Origin of the sequence: Synechococcus sp. CS-1328, from assembly GCF_025128095.1 — a bacterium.
Lineage (GTDB): Bacteria > Cyanobacteriota > Cyanobacteriia > PCC-6307 > Cyanobiaceae > CBW1002.
The window spans coordinates 17,939-33,834 of record NZ_JAHLYT010000069.1; the positions used below are offsets into that span (position 1 = coordinate 17,939).

20 protein-coding genes and 1 pseudogene are annotated in these 15,896 nt (G+C 66.3%); 10 read left to right on the forward strand and 11 right to left on the reverse strand.

Annotated elements, in window-relative coordinates:
• Nucleotides 1–15: 15 nt before the first annotated feature.
• Together KQ310_RS12885 and KQ310_RS12890 are read right to left on the reverse strand one after the other, a co-directional pair.
• Complete coding sequence (locus tag KQ310_RS12885; protein WP_399238313.1) at nucleotides 16–843, reverse strand: ABC transporter permease; 828 nt, start codon at nucleotides 841–843, stop codon at nucleotides 16–18.
• The gene (locus KQ310_RS12890; protein ID WP_259722131.1) at nucleotides 840–1,823 is read right to left on the reverse strand and encodes an ATP-binding cassette domain-containing protein; all 984 of its coding nucleotides are present in this window, start codon (nucleotides 1,821–1,823) and stop codon (nucleotides 840–842) included. The genes KQ310_RS12885 and KQ310_RS12890 overlap by 4 nt, the downstream gene beginning before the upstream one ends.
• Before the next feature lie 121 nt (nucleotides 1,824–1,944).
• On the opposite strand from KQ310_RS12890, the gene KQ310_RS12895 reads away from it, so the two are divergent.
• From KQ310_RS12895 to KQ310_RS12920, 6 genes are all read left to right on the forward strand, one after another.
• On the forward strand, nucleotides 1,945–2,190 hold the full coding sequence (locus KQ310_RS12895; RefSeq protein WP_259722132.1) for a hypothetical protein: 246 nt from the start codon (nucleotides 1,945–1,947) through the stop codon (nucleotides 2,188–2,190).
• Nucleotides 2,191–2,247: 57 nt separating this feature from the next.
• Nucleotides 2,248–2,994, forward strand: coding sequence for a hypothetical protein (locus KQ310_RS12900; protein WP_259722133.1), 747 nt, complete (start codon nucleotides 2,248–2,250; stop codon nucleotides 2,992–2,994).
• 120 nt (nucleotides 2,995–3,114) lie between these two features.
• A complete protein-coding gene (locus tag KQ310_RS12905) occupies nucleotides 3,115–3,909 on the forward strand; it encodes a hypothetical protein (protein ID WP_259722134.1) in 795 nt (264 codons plus the stop codon).
• 46 nt (nucleotides 3,910–3,955) lie between these two features.
• Nucleotides 3,956–4,099, forward strand: a complete 144-nt coding sequence (locus KQ310_RS12910) for a chlorophyll a/b-binding protein (RefSeq protein WP_259722135.1) — start codon at nucleotides 3,956–3,958, stop codon at nucleotides 4,097–4,099.
• Between the two features lie 101 nt (nucleotides 4,100–4,200).
• Entirely contained in the window at nucleotides 4,201–4,995 is a 795-nt protein-coding gene (locus KQ310_RS12915) for a hypothetical protein (protein ID WP_259722136.1), read from the forward strand.
• A gap of 83 nt (nucleotides 4,996–5,078) precedes the next feature.
• Nucleotides 5,079–5,390, forward strand: a complete 312-nt coding sequence (locus KQ310_RS12920; protein ID WP_259722137.1) for an RNA-binding protein — start codon at nucleotides 5,079–5,081, stop codon at nucleotides 5,388–5,390.
• Between the two features lie 173 nt (nucleotides 5,391–5,563).
• Here KQ310_RS12920 and KQ310_RS12925 read toward each other — a convergent pair whose 3' ends face one another.
• The 6 genes from KQ310_RS12925 to KQ310_RS12950 all read right to left on the reverse strand — a co-directional run bounded on the left by KQ310_RS12925 (nucleotide 5,564) and on the right by KQ310_RS12950 (nucleotide 10,627).
• Nucleotides 5,564–6,472, reverse strand: a complete 909-nt coding sequence (locus KQ310_RS12925) for a transglutaminase family protein (RefSeq protein ID WP_259722138.1) — start codon at nucleotides 6,470–6,472, stop codon at nucleotides 5,564–5,566.
• A gap of 337 nt (nucleotides 6,473–6,809) precedes the next feature.
• Entirely contained in the window at nucleotides 6,810–7,439 is a 630-nt protein-coding gene (gene pdxH, locus KQ310_RS12930; protein WP_399238322.1) for a pyridoxamine 5'-phosphate oxidase, read from the reverse strand.
• A gap of 99 nt (nucleotides 7,440–7,538) precedes the next feature.
• Complete coding sequence (locus KQ310_RS12935; RefSeq protein WP_259722139.1) at nucleotides 7,539–7,988, reverse strand: hypothetical protein; 450 nt, start codon at nucleotides 7,986–7,988, stop codon at nucleotides 7,539–7,541.
• Nucleotides 7,985–8,845, reverse strand: a complete 861-nt coding sequence (locus KQ310_RS12940; protein WP_259722140.1) for a sulfite exporter TauE/SafE family protein — start codon at nucleotides 8,843–8,845, stop codon at nucleotides 7,985–7,987. The genes KQ310_RS12935 and KQ310_RS12940 overlap by 4 nt, the downstream gene beginning before the upstream one ends.
• The gene (locus KQ310_RS12945; RefSeq protein WP_399238324.1) at nucleotides 8,845–9,384 is read right to left on the reverse strand and encodes a rhodanese-like domain-containing protein; all 540 of its coding nucleotides are present in this window, start codon (nucleotides 9,382–9,384) and stop codon (nucleotides 8,845–8,847) included. Before KQ310_RS12945 ends, KQ310_RS12940 begins: the two co-directional genes overlap by 1 nt.
• A gap of 118 nt (nucleotides 9,385–9,502) precedes the next feature.
• Nucleotides 9,503–10,627 (reverse strand): rhodanese-like domain-containing protein, encoded by a 1,125-nt coding sequence (locus KQ310_RS12950; RefSeq protein WP_259722141.1) that lies wholly within the window; start codon nucleotides 10,625–10,627, stop codon nucleotides 9,503–9,505.
• Nucleotides 10,628–10,776: 149 nt separating this feature from the next.
• On the opposite strand from KQ310_RS12950, the gene KQ310_RS12955 reads away from it, so the two are divergent.
• Nucleotides 10,777–11,286 (forward strand): DUF3122 domain-containing protein, encoded by a 510-nt coding sequence (locus KQ310_RS12955; protein ID WP_259722142.1) that lies wholly within the window; start codon nucleotides 10,777–10,779, stop codon nucleotides 11,284–11,286.
• 57 nt (nucleotides 11,287–11,343) lie between these two features.
• On the opposite strand, the pseudogene KQ310_RS12960 reads toward KQ310_RS12955, so the two are convergent.
• The 3 genes and pseudogenes from KQ310_RS12960 to KQ310_RS12970 all read right to left on the reverse strand — a co-directional run.
• Nucleotides 11,344–11,478: pseudogene (locus KQ310_RS12960) on the reverse strand (hypothetical protein); the annotation flags it as partial.
• Between the two features lie 18 nt (nucleotides 11,479–11,496).
• On the reverse strand, nucleotides 11,497–11,967 hold the full coding sequence (locus KQ310_RS12965) for a DUF4079 domain-containing protein (protein WP_259722143.1): 471 nt from the start codon (nucleotides 11,965–11,967) through the stop codon (nucleotides 11,497–11,499).
• A gap of 101 nt (nucleotides 11,968–12,068) precedes the next feature.
• On the reverse strand, nucleotides 12,069–12,878 hold the full coding sequence (locus KQ310_RS12970; RefSeq protein WP_259722144.1) for a DUF6629 family protein: 810 nt from the start codon (nucleotides 12,876–12,878) through the stop codon (nucleotides 12,069–12,071).
• 4 nt (nucleotides 12,879–12,882) lie between these two features.
• Here KQ310_RS12970 and KQ310_RS12975 point away from each other — a divergent pair, with 4 nt between their 5' ends.
• From KQ310_RS12975 to KQ310_RS12985, 3 genes are all read left to right on the forward strand, one after another.
• A complete protein-coding gene (locus KQ310_RS12975) occupies nucleotides 12,883–13,089 on the forward strand; it encodes a hypothetical protein (protein ID WP_259722145.1) in 207 nt (68 codons plus the stop codon).
• A 98-nt stretch (nucleotides 13,090–13,187) separates the two neighbouring features.
• On the forward strand, nucleotides 13,188–13,835 hold the full coding sequence (locus tag KQ310_RS12980) for a phytochelatin synthase family protein (protein ID WP_259722146.1): 648 nt from the start codon (nucleotides 13,188–13,190) through the stop codon (nucleotides 13,833–13,835).
• Between the two features lie 82 nt (nucleotides 13,836–13,917).
• Nucleotides 13,918–15,879: a class I SAM-dependent DNA methyltransferase gene (locus tag KQ310_RS12985; RefSeq protein WP_259722147.1), complete on the forward strand. Its 1,962-nt coding sequence runs from the start codon at nucleotides 13,918–13,920 to the stop codon at nucleotides 15,877–15,879.
• Nucleotides 15,880–15,896: the final 17 nt, after the last annotated feature.

A 15,896-nucleotide genomic window follows, 5' to 3' on the forward strand; every position in this document is an offset into this window, starting at 1 on the left:
TCGCGTCGCCGAGCATCACGCGCCCATCGCTCCGTACTTCCGCAATCCCCGCCTCCAGAGGAACAGGGTGAGCGGCAGCAGAATGGCAATCCAGCAGCCCACCACGGCGAAGCTGGCGACGACATCCACCTCCTCGCCGGCCAGCAGCTGGGCCGGTATCGCAATCATGTAGGGGAACGGGGTCCAGAGGGCCAGCCGGCGCACCGGTTCGGGGTACAGGTGCAACGGGGCGATCAGGCCGGAGAGATAGAGATAGGGAATGAACAGCAGCCGTTCCAGGGCGCTGGCCCGTTCGCTCCAGAAGCAGACCGTGGTGAGGGCGAACTGGATCAGGAAGCGCAGGGCGAAGGCGAGCTGCATGGCCAGGACCGCCAGCAGAAGGGCGGCTGGAGACGGCAGCCAGAAGGCGGCGGGATAGAGCAGGAAGAACAGAGCGGCCAGGGCGATCACGAAGGGCAGCCGTGTGGCCTGCTCGGCGATGTGGGCGCTCACATAGCGCCAGACCGGTGCCAGCGGTTGCAGCAGGTAGCCTGAAAGACGGCCCTGGAGATGGTCTTCCTCGAAGGTGTAGATCACCCACACCAGCGTGAACTGGCGCACAATGAAGACGGCCAGAAAGTACCGCGCCAGGGCGATCGGATCCAATCCCAGCGGTGTGAGTTCAGCCGTGGCGTTGCTGGCGTCGGCACCGCTGGCCCCACTCCAGAGGCCGAGCATGATGAAGGGCAACACACCCGAGAGCGCCCAGAGCGCAATCTCGGCGCGGTATTCGAGCATGTAGGCGTATTGGCTGCTGAGCAGTACCCGCACCAAGCGCAAACCGCGTCGCAGCTTCGTGTTCATGTGGCGTCCCTCTGGCGGAACAGCTGGCCGATGATCTCCTCCACCGGTGGATCGTTCACTTCCAGGTCGCAGACATCGAAATCGGCCAGAAGACGACCCACCTGCCGCGTCAGTTGATCCCGTTCGATCAGCAGCCGCACCTCGTTGCCGTTCTGGCTTTCCAGGCTGCCGTAGCTCTCGAACATCTGGGCCGGCAGGGCATGGCGCAACTCCAGACGCACCTGGCGACAGGGTGCCAACCGGTCGGTGAGCCCCTCCAGGCTGCCGTCGTAGAAGAGGCGCCCCTGATGAATCAGCAGCACCCGCTCACATAGGGCCGTGATGTCGCCCATGTAGTGGCTGGTGAGCAGCACCGTGGCGCCGGTGCGGCGGTTGTAGTCGGCCAGAAAGGACCGCACCCGCACCTGGGCATTCACGTCCAGGCCCAGGGTGGGTTCATCGAGAAACAGCACCGCCGGCTGATGCAGCAACGCCGCCATCAGTTCGGCCTTCATGCGCTGCCCCAAGGAGAGTTTGCGAACCGGACGGGTCAGTTCCTCATCCAGCTCCAGCATGTCGGCCAGCTCGGTGATGCGGCGCTTGCTCTCGGCCGTGTCGATGCCGTAGACGGCCGCATGGACGCGCAGCGAATCGAGCGGTGGCAGATCCCAGATCAGCTGCTGTTTCTGACCCATCACCAGTGTGATCTGGCGCAGGAAGTCCGCCTGCCGGCGGAAGGGTTCATGGCCGGCCACCCGCACGCTGCCGGCGCTGGGGTGAATCAGGCCGGTGAGCATCTTCAAGGTGGTGGTCTTGCCGGCGCCATTCGGCCCGAGGAAGCCAACGATCTCGCCGGCTTCGATCGAGATGTTGATGTCCTGCACCGCCGGCACGAGGCGATGGCGCCGCTGGACGAAGTGGCGCAGGGTGCCGCCAAGACCGGGTTGCTTGTCGGCCACCCGGAAGGTCTTGCTGAGCCCGCGGACGTCGACGATGGCCATCGAGGCAGTCTGGACGGCTGGGGCTCGCGCGGACCCTGCCCTATCAGAGGCTTGTCCCAGCACAGACCTGCCCACCGCCGCACTGCCAGATCTACGGTGGCGGCTCCCACCAGCCCCTGCGATGCACTTCTGGGCGCCTGAGATCGATCCAGCCCACCCGATGGACTGCACCCAGGCCGAGCACTACGTGATCAAGCACCTCGGCCGCGGCATGTTCCTGGCGGTGCAGGGGGAGGATCAACACCTCAGCGATGTGGCCACGGCCGCCGAAGCCCACCGCTTCCATACCCATGAGGCGGCGATCCGCGCTGCGGAGGAACTCAATCGCCTCGGTGAAGGACCGGTGGATGTGGTGAAGGTGGAGTAAGTCCAGGCACGCGGCGACCGGCCTGGCCATGCTGCGGTGACCGCGCAGCCTCCACCGATGAGCGCCCTATCCCCGGAACAGGCCCTGGTGCTCACCGCGATCGATCGCTTTCTGGCCGATCCCGAGCTGGCCTTTGGCGGCGTCGATACCGAAGGCGATGACGCCGACGACGACACCGAGGGCTACGAGAGCGACGACGACACCGACGACACAGATGATTCTGATGCAGCCGCAGGCGTCGAGGCCGTCGACGTGCTTGAGGCGATCAGCAAGGCCCTGCTGATGGTGCTGCCGTCCGAGGAGATCGAGCAGGCGATCACCAATCTGCTCGCCTGCCATGGCGATCAGATCGATGACTCCACCCAGGTGGTGCTGGAAGCCCTGTTGCAGACGATTGAACGGGATGACACCGAGGTGTCGCTCGAAACCCTGCTGTCGGCTGAGTCAGATCTGCTGCAGACCAATGCCCTCGATAGTGCGGCCCTGCTGGTGTGGGACGAACAGACCACGCCGATGCTGGAGGAACTCGAGATCCTCGATCTGCTGGAGGCCTATCCCTGCCGCGGCCCCGGCGCCCGCTGGACGCCCGACATCTTCGTGCAGTTGCTGGAGGCGAAGGGCCGCCTGTTTCGCCAGACCCTGCTGGCCGTGGAGATCCTGGAAGAACAGCCGGACACCCGCCCCAATGCCCACACCATGCTCGTGATGGTGCCGCCCGATCCGCAGGCTCCCCTGGAGCTGATGGAGCTGGTGGTGCCCCTCACCGTGCTGTCGTCCACCGATTCTCCGGGCCAGGGCGGCTGAACCGTGGCTTTCTGAACCCAGTGCAGCTGAACCGAGGCTGTCGGAAACCTGCCCCGCTGACCCCAGACCTTTAGCAACAATCCGGTCTGGTGATTTGTGAATCCGTCGCTTTGTGCCTCCGTGATCTCTCTCTCTGCGATCCGTAGCCGCGTCTCCCCTGCCCCCTGGACCCACCTGCCGCTGCGCCGAGCACCCAGGGCTGCTGGCTTGGCGATCCTGCTGGCGGTGGCTGCCGGCCTGATGCTGCAACCCCTGACGGCAGCGGCGGAGGGGACTGGCGACGAGCCTGGTGATCCACCGCAAGCAAGGTCTGCCGCCGAGCCGCAGGTGCTGCGCTCCGTGCCGCCCCTGGCCACGCCGGATCCGGCGGTGGAGAAGGCCCTGCTCCATGCCCTGTTTCCCGCCTCGGCGGTGGATGCCGATGGCCATGGTCCCGATCACGGCACGCAGGAGTGGAAGCAGGCCCGCCGCCACATCCGCGCACAGGCCTGTCTCAACGCCGGCAACCTGCGCTACGCCTACAACCGGGTCGACCTCAACGGGGACGGCAGCGAGGAGGTGGTGGCCACGGTGATCGGCCCGATGGTCTGCGGCACCGGTGGTTGCCCCTTGCTGATCTTCCAGAGCCAGCACGGCACTCTGGAGCCGATCAGCCGCATGACCCTGTTCAAGGACCCCCTGATCGTGACCGACCGGGTCCGGAGTGGCTGGAAGGAGCTGATCAGCCGGGTGCGGATCAATGCAGGCCATGGCTACTACGCCCTGCTTGCCCACAACGGCAGCAGCTATCCCACCAACCCGAGCACGCCCCCGGCGGAACCGCTGCAGGAGGCCCTGCGGGGCACGGCTTACCTGGGCTGGCAGGAGGGCGGCAGCGGCTATCACCCGCTTCCCTGCGCCGAGAAGCGCCCATAACCCTTCACAGCCTGTTACAGTTTCGGCAACACATCGTTACAACCCGATGACCACCTCCGATTCCCGCTTCGGTTTCGTTGCCTTCGCTGAGACCTGGAATGGCCGTCTGGCCATGCTGGGCTTCGTGATCGGCCTTGCCACCGAGCTGCTCACCGGCCAGGGCATCCTCACCCAGATCGGCCTCGGCTGAGTTCTGGATCAGCGGCCTATGCGGCCGTGAGCTCCAGCCCGGTTGGCATGCGCCAGCCGGGCTTTGCTATCTCCGGAGTTTCTTCTGCCTCGGCGAGGGCCATGGCTCATCTGCTCGTCTTTGTTGTGGCCCCCGAGGCTCTGCTGCCCGGTGATGGCGCTGACTGGCCCTCCCTGGTGGAGGCCCAGCGCCGCGGTGTGGGCAGTGGGGTGGCCCTGCGCCTGTTCCGTCTGCCGGATGACTGGCCCGGATCGCTGCAGGCTCTGGTGGATTCCGGTAAGGCTGACGTGGTCGGTTCCGACCCGATCGAGCCGTTCGACGGCCGCCGCTCCAGGCTCTGCGATGCCGTGGTGCCCCATTTCGACCCCCGCAGCCTCTGGATCGGCGTCTACGCGATCAGCGGCAGCGAGCCAGTGGCCGGCGACGGCCATCCCGCCTGCCGCTTGACGATCAGCAGCGTCGAGCGTCTCGATGCCTTCCCCCTGCGCGAAGCCGAGAACGAGACCTGCTGGTTTTATCCCACCGAGGACGGCGCCTACCTCAGCTGGGAGAACCAGCGCCGGCTCGAGCTTCAGCCGGGAGTGCTGGCCGAGCAGCCCTTGCAGGCCCAGCCGATCCCGTACCAGCGCCCAGACCTGCACGTGCTCTGGTCGTTGATGGCGGACGACCGCTCCCTCACCTGCGTGGGTCTCACCTACGGCCGCCGCCGGATTGACTGGCCTGTGGTGGCGGCAGTGCCAGAAGCCTGCGCCACCTGGACAAGTTTTGCTCTGGACTCGATGGCCGAGGCCCAGTACCGCGAGCTGGCCAGCTGCACGGTCTTCGCGCAGGACGTGTTTGCACAGGACAGTTTCGGGCAGGACGATCCGGGGGCTGTCCCTGGTGCTGTAGGGTAAAAGGCGATCTAAAGATTTCTCTTAAGCGAGCCCATAACTTTCTTGAGGGTTGTTTTCGGGTCGGTTCATAGTTCAACGAGTTCATGTCTATTTACGTCGGGAATCTTTCCTTCGATGCCGAAGTGGAAGATCTCCAGCAGCTGTTCGCCGAATACGGACAGGTGCGCAAGTGCAGCGTTCCTCTCGATCGTGAAACCGGCCGCAAGCGCGGTTTCGCCTTCGTCGAGATGGCCAATGAGGCCGATGAGGCCAAGGCCATCGATGATCTCCAGAACGTGGAGTGGATGGGTCGTGCCATCCGTGTCAACAAAGCCGAGCCCCGTCCCAGCGGCGGTGGCGGCGGCTACGGCGGTGGCGGCGGTGGCGGCGGCGGCGGCGGTGGCAACCGCTGGTGATCACAACCGGGCAGATCATGTCTGAATCTGCCTGATTGTTGATCGACCTGTTGCTGACCTGCTTGCCCGATCTCCGAGTCTGCAGAACAGCAACGGCTCTCAAACCACAGCTGACCGCCCCGGCAACGGGGCGGTTTTTTCATGGCCGTTTCACTGATCAGCTGTTTCACTGATCAGCCAGTCAGCAGATCAGCCGATAAGCTGGCCTCCAGGTCTGAGCCGAGGGCTTCCTGGGTCTCGGCGGCGCGCAGGTCGACCCGATACTCCATCGAGGAGGTCACGCCGGTGCCCCGGTACGTGCCCGATACCGCCGCCGCCAGCTCCGGATCCGCCGCCGCGGCCAGCACCACGTGGCCATCGGCCACGGCCAGCCCGAGGCTGGGGTCGTAGGCGCGCCAGCCACCGCCGGGCACATACACCTCCGCCCAGGCGTGCAACTCGTGTTCGCTCACCTCGGGTGGATGGTGCATCGAGTAGCCGCTCACGAAGCGGGCGGCTAGGCCGAGGCTGCGGCAGGCGGCCACGTAGAGCACCGCCGTGTCGCGGCAGGCCCCGGTGCGCTCCTGCAGGGTCTGCTCCGGCTGCAGCGCCGCCCCATCGGGCCGGCCCACATGGTGGAAGCCGTGGTGGATCTGATCGGCCAGGGCCATCAGAAAGTCTGTGGTGGAGCCCTGCACCGATGCGGCCAGTTCGGCGGCCCAGGCGCTGACCTGCGGATGCTGCGGCCCGCCCAGGGCCGGTGCCAGGGCCGCGCTCAGAGCAGGTGTGTAGGTGAGAGGCAGATGCCGGGCGGCAGGCTCGGTCACGATCCAGTCGAACGGATTGTCGCGGTGGGTTTCCACCTGCATCTCCACCTGAAGATGCAGGGTCTGACGTTCCTTGTGGAACCAGAGCACCAGCCCGTCGCCGCCGCCGGGTTCGAGCACCGCCGCTGCGCCATCGGCTGGATCACGCACCTGCAGGCGGTGGCTCAGGACGGTCTGGGTGCAGTCCTGGCGCGGGGTGAGTCGCAGGGTCATCGGTTCCAGGAACACCGGCCTGGAGTAGGCGTATTGGAGTTCGTGGCGAATGTGGAAGAACACGGAGCCACTGCGGCACAATCGCTACCCAGCCTGGACGAAAGCCGGTGCGAATCGCGCTCCACAATGGGCTTCCCAGCCAATCAGGCCGTCCGTGAGCCAGCCGCATCGACCGGCGCGACCCCAGAATCTTCCGCGCCCACCGGCCCGATCCGGCAGGCCGGGCCTCCCTGACGACGACGATCTGCCGCCCTCGCCAGGCATGCCGCTGGGGCTGCGGATCCTGGCGGGGGTGGGGGCGCTCTCGTTTCTGATGATCGGACTGAGCGTGATCTGGATGGGGATCGAGAGCCTGCGCAAGCCCGCCGCCCCTGTCGTGGGACCCAACACGGCGAGAGGATCAGGGAGCCAGGCGTTCGATCGCCCAGCCGCCCTCGGGCTGGGGCCGATAGCGGAAGCGATCGTGTAGGCGGTTCTGGCGACCCTGCCAGAACTCGAACTCGTTCGGCACTACCCGAATGCCGCCCCAGGCGGAGGGCAGGGGCACCTCCCCATCGGCGAAGCGCCGCTTCATCTGGTCCCAGGTCATCTCCAGGATCTGGCGGGAGCTGATCACCGTGCTCTGCTGCGACACCCAGGCCCCGAGGCGGCTGCCGAAGGGCCTGGATGTGAAGTAAGCCAGGGATTCCGCCGCCGAGATCCGCTCGGCCTGGCCCAGGATCGCCACCTGGCGCTCCAGCCCATACCAGGGGAACAGCAGGCTCACGTGGGGATCGCTGGCGATCTCGCTGGCCTTGCGGCTCTGGTAGTTGGTGAAGAACACGAAGCCGCACGCATCGAACGCCTTGAGCAGCACGGTGCGTGAGCTGGGGCGGTGGCCATCGGTGGTGGAGAGCACCATGGCGTTGGGCTCCAGCAGTTCCGCTGTGGTGGCCTGCTGGAACCACAGCCGGAACTGGGCGACGGGATCGGCATCGAGATCAGCGCGGCGCAGACCCTCGCGGCGATAGTCGCGGCGCAGTTGGGCCACATCGACGCTGCTTGCTGCGGCATTGCCGCTCAGGGTGTCGGGTGGCTCCAAGGGCTCGCAGGCGCTGGATCAATCTGCCTGAGTTCAGCCTGCCTGAGTTCAGCTCAGGGCTGTGAGGTCGATGCGTTTGCGCACACTCTCCGGCAGGTTGCGGGAGATCGGGCAGAGCTTCATGCGCTCCTGCATGTAGGCGATCGCGTCGGCATCGGCGAGGTTGCGCTCCTGCGCACTGGCGTTGGCATCGAGGCGGATGCGGAAGTCACCGTCGACGCTGTCGATGATCCAGTCGCTGCTGGTGGTCACAAGGAAATCGGCCTCCACCTGCTGCAGTGGAATCGCCTTCTCCCGGGCGTTGGCCACCAGATAGACGTGCTGGCAGAGCAGCAGCGCGATCAGATAGATCCGGAAGCCCGGCATCGTGAGGCTGAGCTGTTGCGGATCCCATCGGCCGGAGTCTGTGAGGAACTCCACCTCCAGCCCTTCGGTGGCGCGATCGGGGGCGGCATGGCTGCTGCGCAGCCGGAACTGGAAGGTGCGTTGTGGGGTCATCGCTGGGCAGGCAGGGCAGACGGGGTGGGGCCGGGGATGGTCGGGGTGGGCTGCGGCTGGCGGCGCCAGGCCTCGAAGCCGGTGAGCAGGGCCGAGCCGATCAACAGGGCGGAGAAGCCCTGGCGCAGGATTCGATCTGGCAGGTGGGGGGCCAGCCGTTGCCCAGCCACGGCCCCGAGCGCACCACCGCCGATCAGGGGCAGCATCAAGGGCAGCTCGGGGCCGGGCCAGTGCCCCAGGGCCGCCAGGGCCACCAGCGAGTTGGTGGCGATCAGGATCAGGCTGGTGCCGCTGGCCAGCGCCATCGGCAACCCGGCCAGCAGCACCAGGGCGGGAACAATGGCGAAGCCGCCGCCCACCCCGGCAATGCCGGTGAGCAGGCCCACCAGCACTCCCTGCGCCGCCAGGGCCAGTGGACATCCGGTTGGTGTGCCGCGGTTGGCCGCCGCCTGGAGGGCACTGCGGCGGGTGAGCAACCAGGAGGCCACCAGGGCCGCTGCCGCGAAGATCCCCAGCTGCACCACCTCGGCGATCCACCCGGCCTTGACCATGGAGCCGCCGATCCAGCTGCCGGCCAGGGCCGGAACCCCCAGCAGCAGGCCGGGCCTGATCGCTACCTGACCGCGGCGGATGTAGGGACCGACGTTGCCGAGGGCCAGCAGGGTGACCACCAGCAGGGAGAGCGGAACGGCGGCCTTGGTGGGCAGGGCCGCACCACTCACCAGCAAGGGCAGCAGCAGGATCGAGCCGCCGGCTCCGAGCACCGCCAGCAGGAACCCGATCAGGGCACCGCCTGCCAACAGCATCAGCACCATGGCGACAGTGAACTCGGTTGCCGCATGGATCGTGGCCGCCATCACATCGAGACCCGGTTCCAGGGCATCACGGCCAGGAGGCGGGCCATGCCACAGAAGCCGCTGATGCCCGCGAAGGTGAGGCCGGCACCCACGAAGCCACTCAGCCAGATCCAGCCCGGCGCCACTGTCTGGCTCAGAATCACCCCCAGCAGCACCAGCGAGCCCGCGGCGATCTGCACCTGGCGCATCAGGGGCAGGGGCGCTCCCTTCAGCTTGCGCAACGGGAACCCGGCTTGCTGCCAGGCGGGCACTCCGCCCTGCAGATCGGTCAGAGGGTGGCGCCGGCCCAGCTGCTGCAGCAGGGCCAATGCCTTGGCACTGCGGTTGCCGCTCTGACAGACCAGCACGATCGGCCCCTGGGGCAGGTCGGCCTCCGTGATGCGGGACAGGGGAATGTTGAGGCTGCCGGCGATATGGCCGCCGACGTATTCCATCGGTTCACGCACGTCGATCACCGTGACATCCCGGGCGGCCAGCTGGTCGGCCAGCTCATGGGCTGTGATGGGGCTGTGGGTGGGCATGGCCTTGGTGGTGGTCATCGTGGTGGTGGCTTTTCGGGTGCTTGGTGTCTTGGGAGTGGTGATGGTCTTGGTCGACGAAATGCTTGTGGAAGCGGACATGCTTGTTGAGTGAGTGACCGTTGCAGCTGGCGCTTGATCAGCCCTCAGGCTTGACGCCTTCCAGGGGGTAGCCCTCAGCCGCCCAGCGACTGAGGCCGCCGCGCAGGTTGGCGACCTGCCAGCGGCCGACCTTGAGCAGTTGCTGGGTGGCCAGGGCGGAGCGGCTGCCCGAATGGCAGACCACCACCACCGGTCGATCGGTGGGGATGGTGTCCGCCTGGGCTTCGAGATCCGGCAGGGGGATCAGCAGGCTGCCGGCCACCCGACCATCGGGGCCGTTGAATTCCTCGGAGGAGCGCACATCGAGCAGGGTGAGATCGCTCTGGTGGGCGACCACCCAGGTGGGGGTAAGTTCGGGCAGCCCGGCATAGCTGCGGGCCAGGGGTGCCCAGGTGGCCTTGGGGCTGGCCTCGCGGGGCTTGCCGGAGCGCATGTTGCCCGGCAGCGCCTCGGCGATCTTGTGGGGATGGGGGAGTTTCATGTTCTCCATGTGGACCACGAAATCCCGCTCGGTGGCGTCGCCGCCCAGCCGTGCGTTGAAGGCCTTCTCCTCCACGACCGAGCTGACGTTGCGGCCGTTGTAATCGTGGCCGGGATAGAGCAGGCAACTCTCCGGCAGGGTGAAGATCTGTTCCTTGATCGAGTTCCAGAGCGTGTGAGCGTTGCCCTGCTGGAAATCGCATCGGCCGCAGCCGCGCACCAACAGGGCATCGCCGGTGAACGCCATGGAGTGGTCGTCGAGCACCACGGTGATGCAGCCATTGGTATGGCCGGGGGTGCTGCGGATCTCGACGGAACGCCCTCCGAAGGTCACTCGGTCGCCATGGGCCAGCGGCAGAGTGACGTTGTCGGCACGAGCCGCGGCGGACAGGGCGATGGCGCAACCGGTGGCGTCATGCATCAGCCAGCTGCCGGTGACGTGGTCGGCGTGGGCGTGGGTATCGATCGAGGCGACGAGATCGATGCCCAGTTCGCTGATCAGGGAGAGATCACGGGCGTGCTGCTCGTAGACCGAATCGATCAGAACCCCCTGGCGGCTGGGCACATCCGCCAGCAGATAGGTGAAGGTGCCGGTGTCGGCATCGAACAGCTGGCGGAACAGCAGGGATCCACCTCCGGCCGCGGCGACCAGGGAGATGGAGGGGGCAGTGGCGACGGCCATGGCGGTGTGGTGCTCACTTCTATGACAGTAGCCGCATAGAGGGGAAGCGGGCAAGTCCTCTGCGCTGTTCGGTTACCTGCCAGTTCGGTCATGGCGGCCCAGTCGCGATGGCTGCACTAGAATTGATAAGTCATTATGTCTGTAATGTCATGACTTCCAGGATCCGCGTTCGAGCGCGTCTGACGCGCTGGTTGCTGGGTGTTCTGCCGCTGCTGCTGGCGTTCATGGTGGGAGCTGCCCCAGCTCTGGCGGCGGACAACAACTGGTCGCTCAGTGATCGGGCGGGCCATCGCCTCACGGCCCAGGTCTTTGAGCAGCCCTTCCCGGAGTACCCCTCCGGCATGCGCATCCGCTTCAGCGCCCTGGATGCCAAAACAATCCTGGATCACAAGGCTGAACTCGTGCTGAGCGATTCGATGGGTCAGGAGTGGAGCTTGCCCAATCGCAGCGAAGAGATGGTCCCCAACGACGGCTCAACGGTTCCAAGCGGATCGGCCCAGTTCGATCTGAATGCCTTGATGCCACGGCCCAGTGAAGCGCTGCCTCTCCATCTGGCGGTCCCCACCAGCAACGGTGCCCTGGATTTCAACCTCAGGCCTGAGCAGGTGATGGAGCTCCACGCCATGGGATCCGTGCAGGGCAGCAGTGATCAGGCCTGAGAGTGATCAGGTCTGAGTGGATGGGACCTCTTTCCAGGCAACGAAGCCAGGCGGAAATCATTTGACGCGATCCAATCCCTGCAGGTCCGGAAGGCCCACCGCATACATCCCCCGCAGGTCACTCACCTTGAAGTCGAAGGCCTTGTCTTCGGGGTCGTTGTTTGTCACGAAGGACGGCCGGCTGGCCTTGCTGCCATGGCAGGCCTCGGATCAGGTGCCAGTGGCGGTTGGTGCTGCAACGGAGCTCAGCAACTTCTGAACGATCGTGATCCCACTGATCGCCTGCCAGCCGAACAGCACCAGCACCAGGCCATTGAGCGTGATGTGCAGGCTCCGTGCCCAGTCCTTGCCCTTCAGCAGGGATGGACCCAGGGATGCCGTGGCGATCACCAGCACGGCAACGCCCAGACCAACGAACAGGTGGGGGCCGATGATCAATTTGCCGTTCTTGAGGAAGGTGGCGCCCATTCCACCTGCGGCACCCAGCAGGGTGAGGCCCAGAATCACCGCACCGAGTTGGGCATGACGCGGGCCGTAGCGCAGGGGAACCATCTGCTTGCGCTCTTCTGCGCTCACCTTGCGGATCTGGCTGGCCTTGAAGCCCAGATAGCCGGAATAGAGCATCAAACCGAGCAGCACCCACATCAGCACGGGGTGGACGAAGTTCAGGGCGAAGAGCATGACGCCTCGGCAAGCGAAGGGGGCCGCGACGGCGGCATGACCTCAAGCCTGGCCATGGGATGCGTCGGAGATTCAGGACCCATCCTGGAGATGACGTGTTGCTAAGCGTGGCCCTGCAGCGCCACGGGCTTTGGATCCCTGAGGATCCAGTAGAGCGAGCCTGACAGCAGCGCGCTGAAGAAGCACCACACCGAGGTGAAGGCGTAGCCGTAGGCCAGATGGGTGATCAGAAAGATTCCGAGAATGCAGCCACCGAACCAGCGCAGCCGCTCCGAGCCGCTGAGCAGGATCGGTGCGGTGATCAGCAGCCCATACACCGTGCTGCCGAAGCCCAGGTTGATCCAGCCATTGGCCAGCAAGGTGGTGGTGTAGTTGAGCGATCCGTGCACCATGGAAGGCTGGAGCACAGAACCATCCAGCAGCAGTGGCAACCAGAGCCCTGCACCCAGCAGCAGGCCCAGTACCAGAAGGATCTGCAGGAGGCGTCGCCGCAGACCAGGCGGTGCCTGTCGGTTCAGATGCAACACGCACCAGGGAAACCAGGCCAGCCAGAAGGCATAGGCGAAGAACAGATAGGCGAGCGCGGCGGGGTGCACGAGATCGCCGGGGCCGCCGGGCGCCAGGCCAAGCCAGACCACACCTTCGAGAGCCTGTTGCGTGGAGAAGAACAAGGGCGAGAGGGCCAGGGGCAGCAGATCGCTGCGCTGGTGGTGCCGGCAGTAGCGCACGGAGGCCACTCCCAGGGGCAACAGAGCGGCCGCCACCACAAAGCTGGCGCTGCTGGAGAAGCACATCGGCGTGGAGCCGTCCCCGGCAGCAAACGTTTCCCCCAGCCTGGCGCGGCGGGGCGGGCAGCAGGGGGGAATGCTGGCCTGGGCGGATCGCCTGGCTCCGGGGAGGGCAGGCCTCACAACAATGAATGAGGCGGAGATCCTGCATGGCAACCCTGAACAGGCGGCGCTTGGTTCCGTACCCCGCGATCCATCGTCGCTAACGGGGCGCAAGCCAAAAGCCGCCAGCAACGGCACCGCCAAAGACAAATCCCTCGAATCCTGGATCTGGGACGTCGCCTGCTCGATCCGCGGCGCCACACTGGCGCGAACCCCAGAGGGATCGCCCTGACCCCGCCTGCCTCCCGCCCCTGCCGTGCCCTGCCGGCCGTTCTGGGCCTGGCGCTGCTGGCCCTGCCGCCGCTGCTGCCCCGGGCCCTGGCCCAACCGGTGGCACAACCTCCGTCGGCCACGATCCCCCTGCCTGAACCCCAGGGCCAGACGCTGCTGCTGCAGAGCGCCGATCGCGCCGACTACGGCCCCCTGGCGGAGCAGTTCCTCACCCAGGCCAACCTGGCCTACTGCGGCGTGGCCAGCATGGTGATGGTGCTCAACAGCCTGGCGGTGCCGGCCCCGGCGGCGGCGGGCTACGGCAGCTACCGCTTCTGGACGCAGGACAACGTGTTCGAGGCCGCCGCCACCCGGGCGGTGCTGAGCCCCGAGGTGGTGGCCCGCCAGGGCATGACCCTGCAGGAACTGAGGGGGCTGCTGGCCAGCCATGGGCTGCAGGCCCGGGCCATCCATGGCGATCAGCTGAGCCTGGCCCAGTTCCGCCTGCTGGTGCGCAGCAACATCGCCCGCGCGGACGACCGCCTGCTGGTGAACTACGACCGCAAGGCCCTGGGCCAGGCCGGCGGCGGCCACATCTCCCCGCTGGCCGCCTACAACGCCGCCACCGATCGGGTGCTGATCCTGGATGTGGCCCGCTACCGCTACCCGTCGGTGTGGGTGCCCCTCGCGGATCTCTGGCAGGCGATCCGCACCACCGACAGCACCTCGGGTCGCAGCCGCGGCGTGGTGGTGGTGCGGCGGGGCTGAGGGGGGTTCAGATCCCCATCACCCACCAAAACCGCCCCACCCCAGGCAGACTCCCCCAAGCGACGCCAGACCTGATCCACCAGTGCCCGACCCGGATCAGCTCAACGATTTCCTCGAAGCCCTGGAAACGGCCGGCAGCCCCGCCAAAAATGCCGCCCTGACGGAAGCGCTCGGCTGGGATGCCCCGCTCTACGAGGAAGTGAAGACAGCACTGGTGGCCAAGGGGATCGTGGTGCGGGGCAGAGGCCGAAGCGACAGCGTGTCGCTGGTGGGAGCCGAGCCACAAGCACCACAGCCCGCGCCAGCCCGCACCCCCCGCAAAGGAAAAACCGCCGGCAACGGCACCGCCAACCTGGGCTTCGAGGCCAAGCTCTGGCTCACGGCCGACAAGCTGCGCAACAACATGGACGCGGCCGAGTACAAGCACGTGGTGCTCGGCCTGATCTTCCTCAAGTACATCTCAGACAGCTTCGAAGAGCACCGCGCCAAGCTGCTGGCAGGCGAGGGCGAATACGCCGGAGCCAACCCGGAAGACCCCGACGAATACAAGGCCGAGAACGTGTTCTGGGTTCCGGCCGAGGCCCGCTGGAGCCACCTCCAGGCCCATGCCAGAGAAGCCACGATCGGCAAGCTGGTGGACGACGCCATGGTGGCGATCGAGCGCGACAACCCGCGCCTCAAGGGCGTGCTGCCGAAGGACTACGCGCGTCCCGGACTCGACAAGCAGCGCCTGGGGGAGCTGATCGATGTGATCGCCACGATCGAACTCACCGCCGCCAGCGAGGGCGAGGGCTTGTCTGCGAAGAGCCACCGCTCGGTGGATCTGCTGGGCCGGGTGTACGAATACTTCCTCACCCGCTTTGCGTCGGCTGAGGGCAAGAACGGCGGCCAGTTCTACACGCCGAGCTGTGTGGTGCGCTGCCTGGTGGAGATGCTGGAGCCCTACAAGGGCCGCATCTACGACCCCTGCTGCGGCTCCGGCGGCATGTTCGTGCAGAGCGAGAAGTTCGTGGAAAGCCACGGCGGCAAGCTGGGCGACATTTCCATTTACGGCCAGGAGAGCAATGCCACCACGCGCCGCCTGGCGGTGATGAACCTGGCCTTGCGCGGCATCGAGGCCGACTTCGGCCCCGAGCACGCCGACAGCTTCCGGCGCGATCTCCATCCGGAGCTGCGCGCCGACTACGTGCTCGCCAACCCGCCGTTCAACGACTCCGACTGGTTCCGCAAGGACGACGACGTGCGCTGGCAGTTCGGCGTGCCGCCCAAGGGCAACGCCAACTTCGCCTGGGTGCAGCACTTCATCCACCACCTGGCGCCGCAGGGCATGGCCGGCTTCGTGCTCGCCAACGGCAGCATGAGCTCCAACCAGAGCGGCGAAGGCGAGATCCGCCGCGCCCTGATCGAGGCCGATCTGGTGGACTGCATGGTTGCCCTGCCCGGCCAGCTCTTCTACAGCACCCAGATCCCGTTGTGCCTCTGGTTCCTGGCGAAAAGCAAAGCTGCCGACGCCCAACGGGGCTTCCGCGATCGGCGTGGGCACACGCTGTTCATCGATGCGCGCAAGCTCGGCACCCTGATCGATCGGGTGCATCGGGAGCTGCTGGAGGATGACCTGGAGAAGATCAGCGGCACCTATCACCGCTGGCGGGGCGCCAACGGCGCGGGTAGCTACGACGATGTGCCGGGGTTCTGCAAATCCGCCACCACCGCCGAGATTGCGGCGCATGGCCACGTGCTCACGCCGGGGCGGTATGTGGGAGCGGAGGAAGTGGAAGATGACGGTGAGCCCTTCGAGGTGAAGATGCCGCGGCTGGTGGCGGAGTTGGAGGCTCAGTTTGCTGAGTCCGCGAAGCTGGAGCAGGCCATCCAAGCCAACTTGAGGGGGCTGGGTTATGGCGGGCGAATGGGAGGAAACAACGCTAGGAGCCTGTCGCGCATAGATCGTCGGACAAAAATCGAGGGCTTTCCCACCACGATGGGAAGCCAGGCCGGAATCAGACTGGGAAAGCAGCGAATTGATGTTTTCGCGCTGGCTCGCTGAAATTGTACGTAGCGCAA

Bases quoted from the DNA above. Each gene is read 5' to 3' on its own strand.
- KQ310_RS12950 (WP_259722141.1), bottom strand. From the start codon at position 10,627: ATGGCCGTCGCCACTGCCCCCTCCATCTCCCTGGTCGCCGCGGCCGGA.
- KQ310_RS12940 (WP_259722140.1), bottom strand. From the start codon at position 8,845: ATGGCGGCCACGATCCATGCGGCAACCGAGTTCACTGTCGCCATGGTG.
- KQ310_RS12885 (WP_399238313.1), bottom strand. From the start codon at position 843: ATGAACACGAAGCTGCGACGCGGTTTGCGCTTGGTGCGGGTACTGCTC.
- KQ310_RS12975 (WP_259722145.1), top strand. From the start codon at position 12,883: ATGAATGAGGCGGAGATCCTGCATGGCAACCCTGAACAGGCGGCGCTT.
- KQ310_RS12935 (WP_259722139.1), bottom strand. From the start codon at position 7,988: ATGACCCCACAACGCACCTTCCAGTTCCGGCTGCGCAGCAGCCATGCC.
- KQ310_RS12920 (WP_259722137.1), top strand. From the start codon at position 5,079: ATGTCTATTTACGTCGGGAATCTTTCCTTCGATGCCGAAGTGGAAGAT.
- KQ310_RS12945 (WP_399238324.1), bottom strand. From the start codon at position 9,384: ATGACCACCACCAAGGCCATGCCCACCCACAGCCCCATCACAGCCCAT.
- KQ310_RS12890 (WP_259722131.1), bottom strand. From the start codon at position 1,823: ATGGCCATCGTCGACGTCCGCGGGCTCAGCAAGACCTTCCGGGTGGCC.
- KQ310_RS12900 (WP_259722133.1), top strand. From the start codon at position 2,248: ATGAGCGCCCTATCCCCGGAACAGGCCCTGGTGCTCACCGCGATCGAT.
- KQ310_RS12915 (WP_259722136.1), top strand. From the start codon at position 4,201: ATGGCTCATCTGCTCGTCTTTGTTGTGGCCCCCGAGGCTCTGCTGCCC.
- KQ310_RS12910 (WP_259722135.1), top strand. From the start codon at position 3,956: ATGACCACCTCCGATTCCCGCTTCGGTTTCGTTGCCTTCGCTGAGACC.
- KQ310_RS12965 (WP_259722143.1), bottom strand. From the start codon at position 11,967: ATGCTCTTCGCCCTGAACTTCGTCCACCCCGTGCTGATGTGGGTGCTG.
- KQ310_RS12895 (WP_259722132.1), top strand. From the start codon at position 1,945: ATGCACTTCTGGGCGCCTGAGATCGATCCAGCCCACCCGATGGACTGC.
- KQ310_RS12955 (WP_259722142.1), top strand. From the start codon at position 10,777: ATGACTTCCAGGATCCGCGTTCGAGCGCGTCTGACGCGCTGGTTGCTG.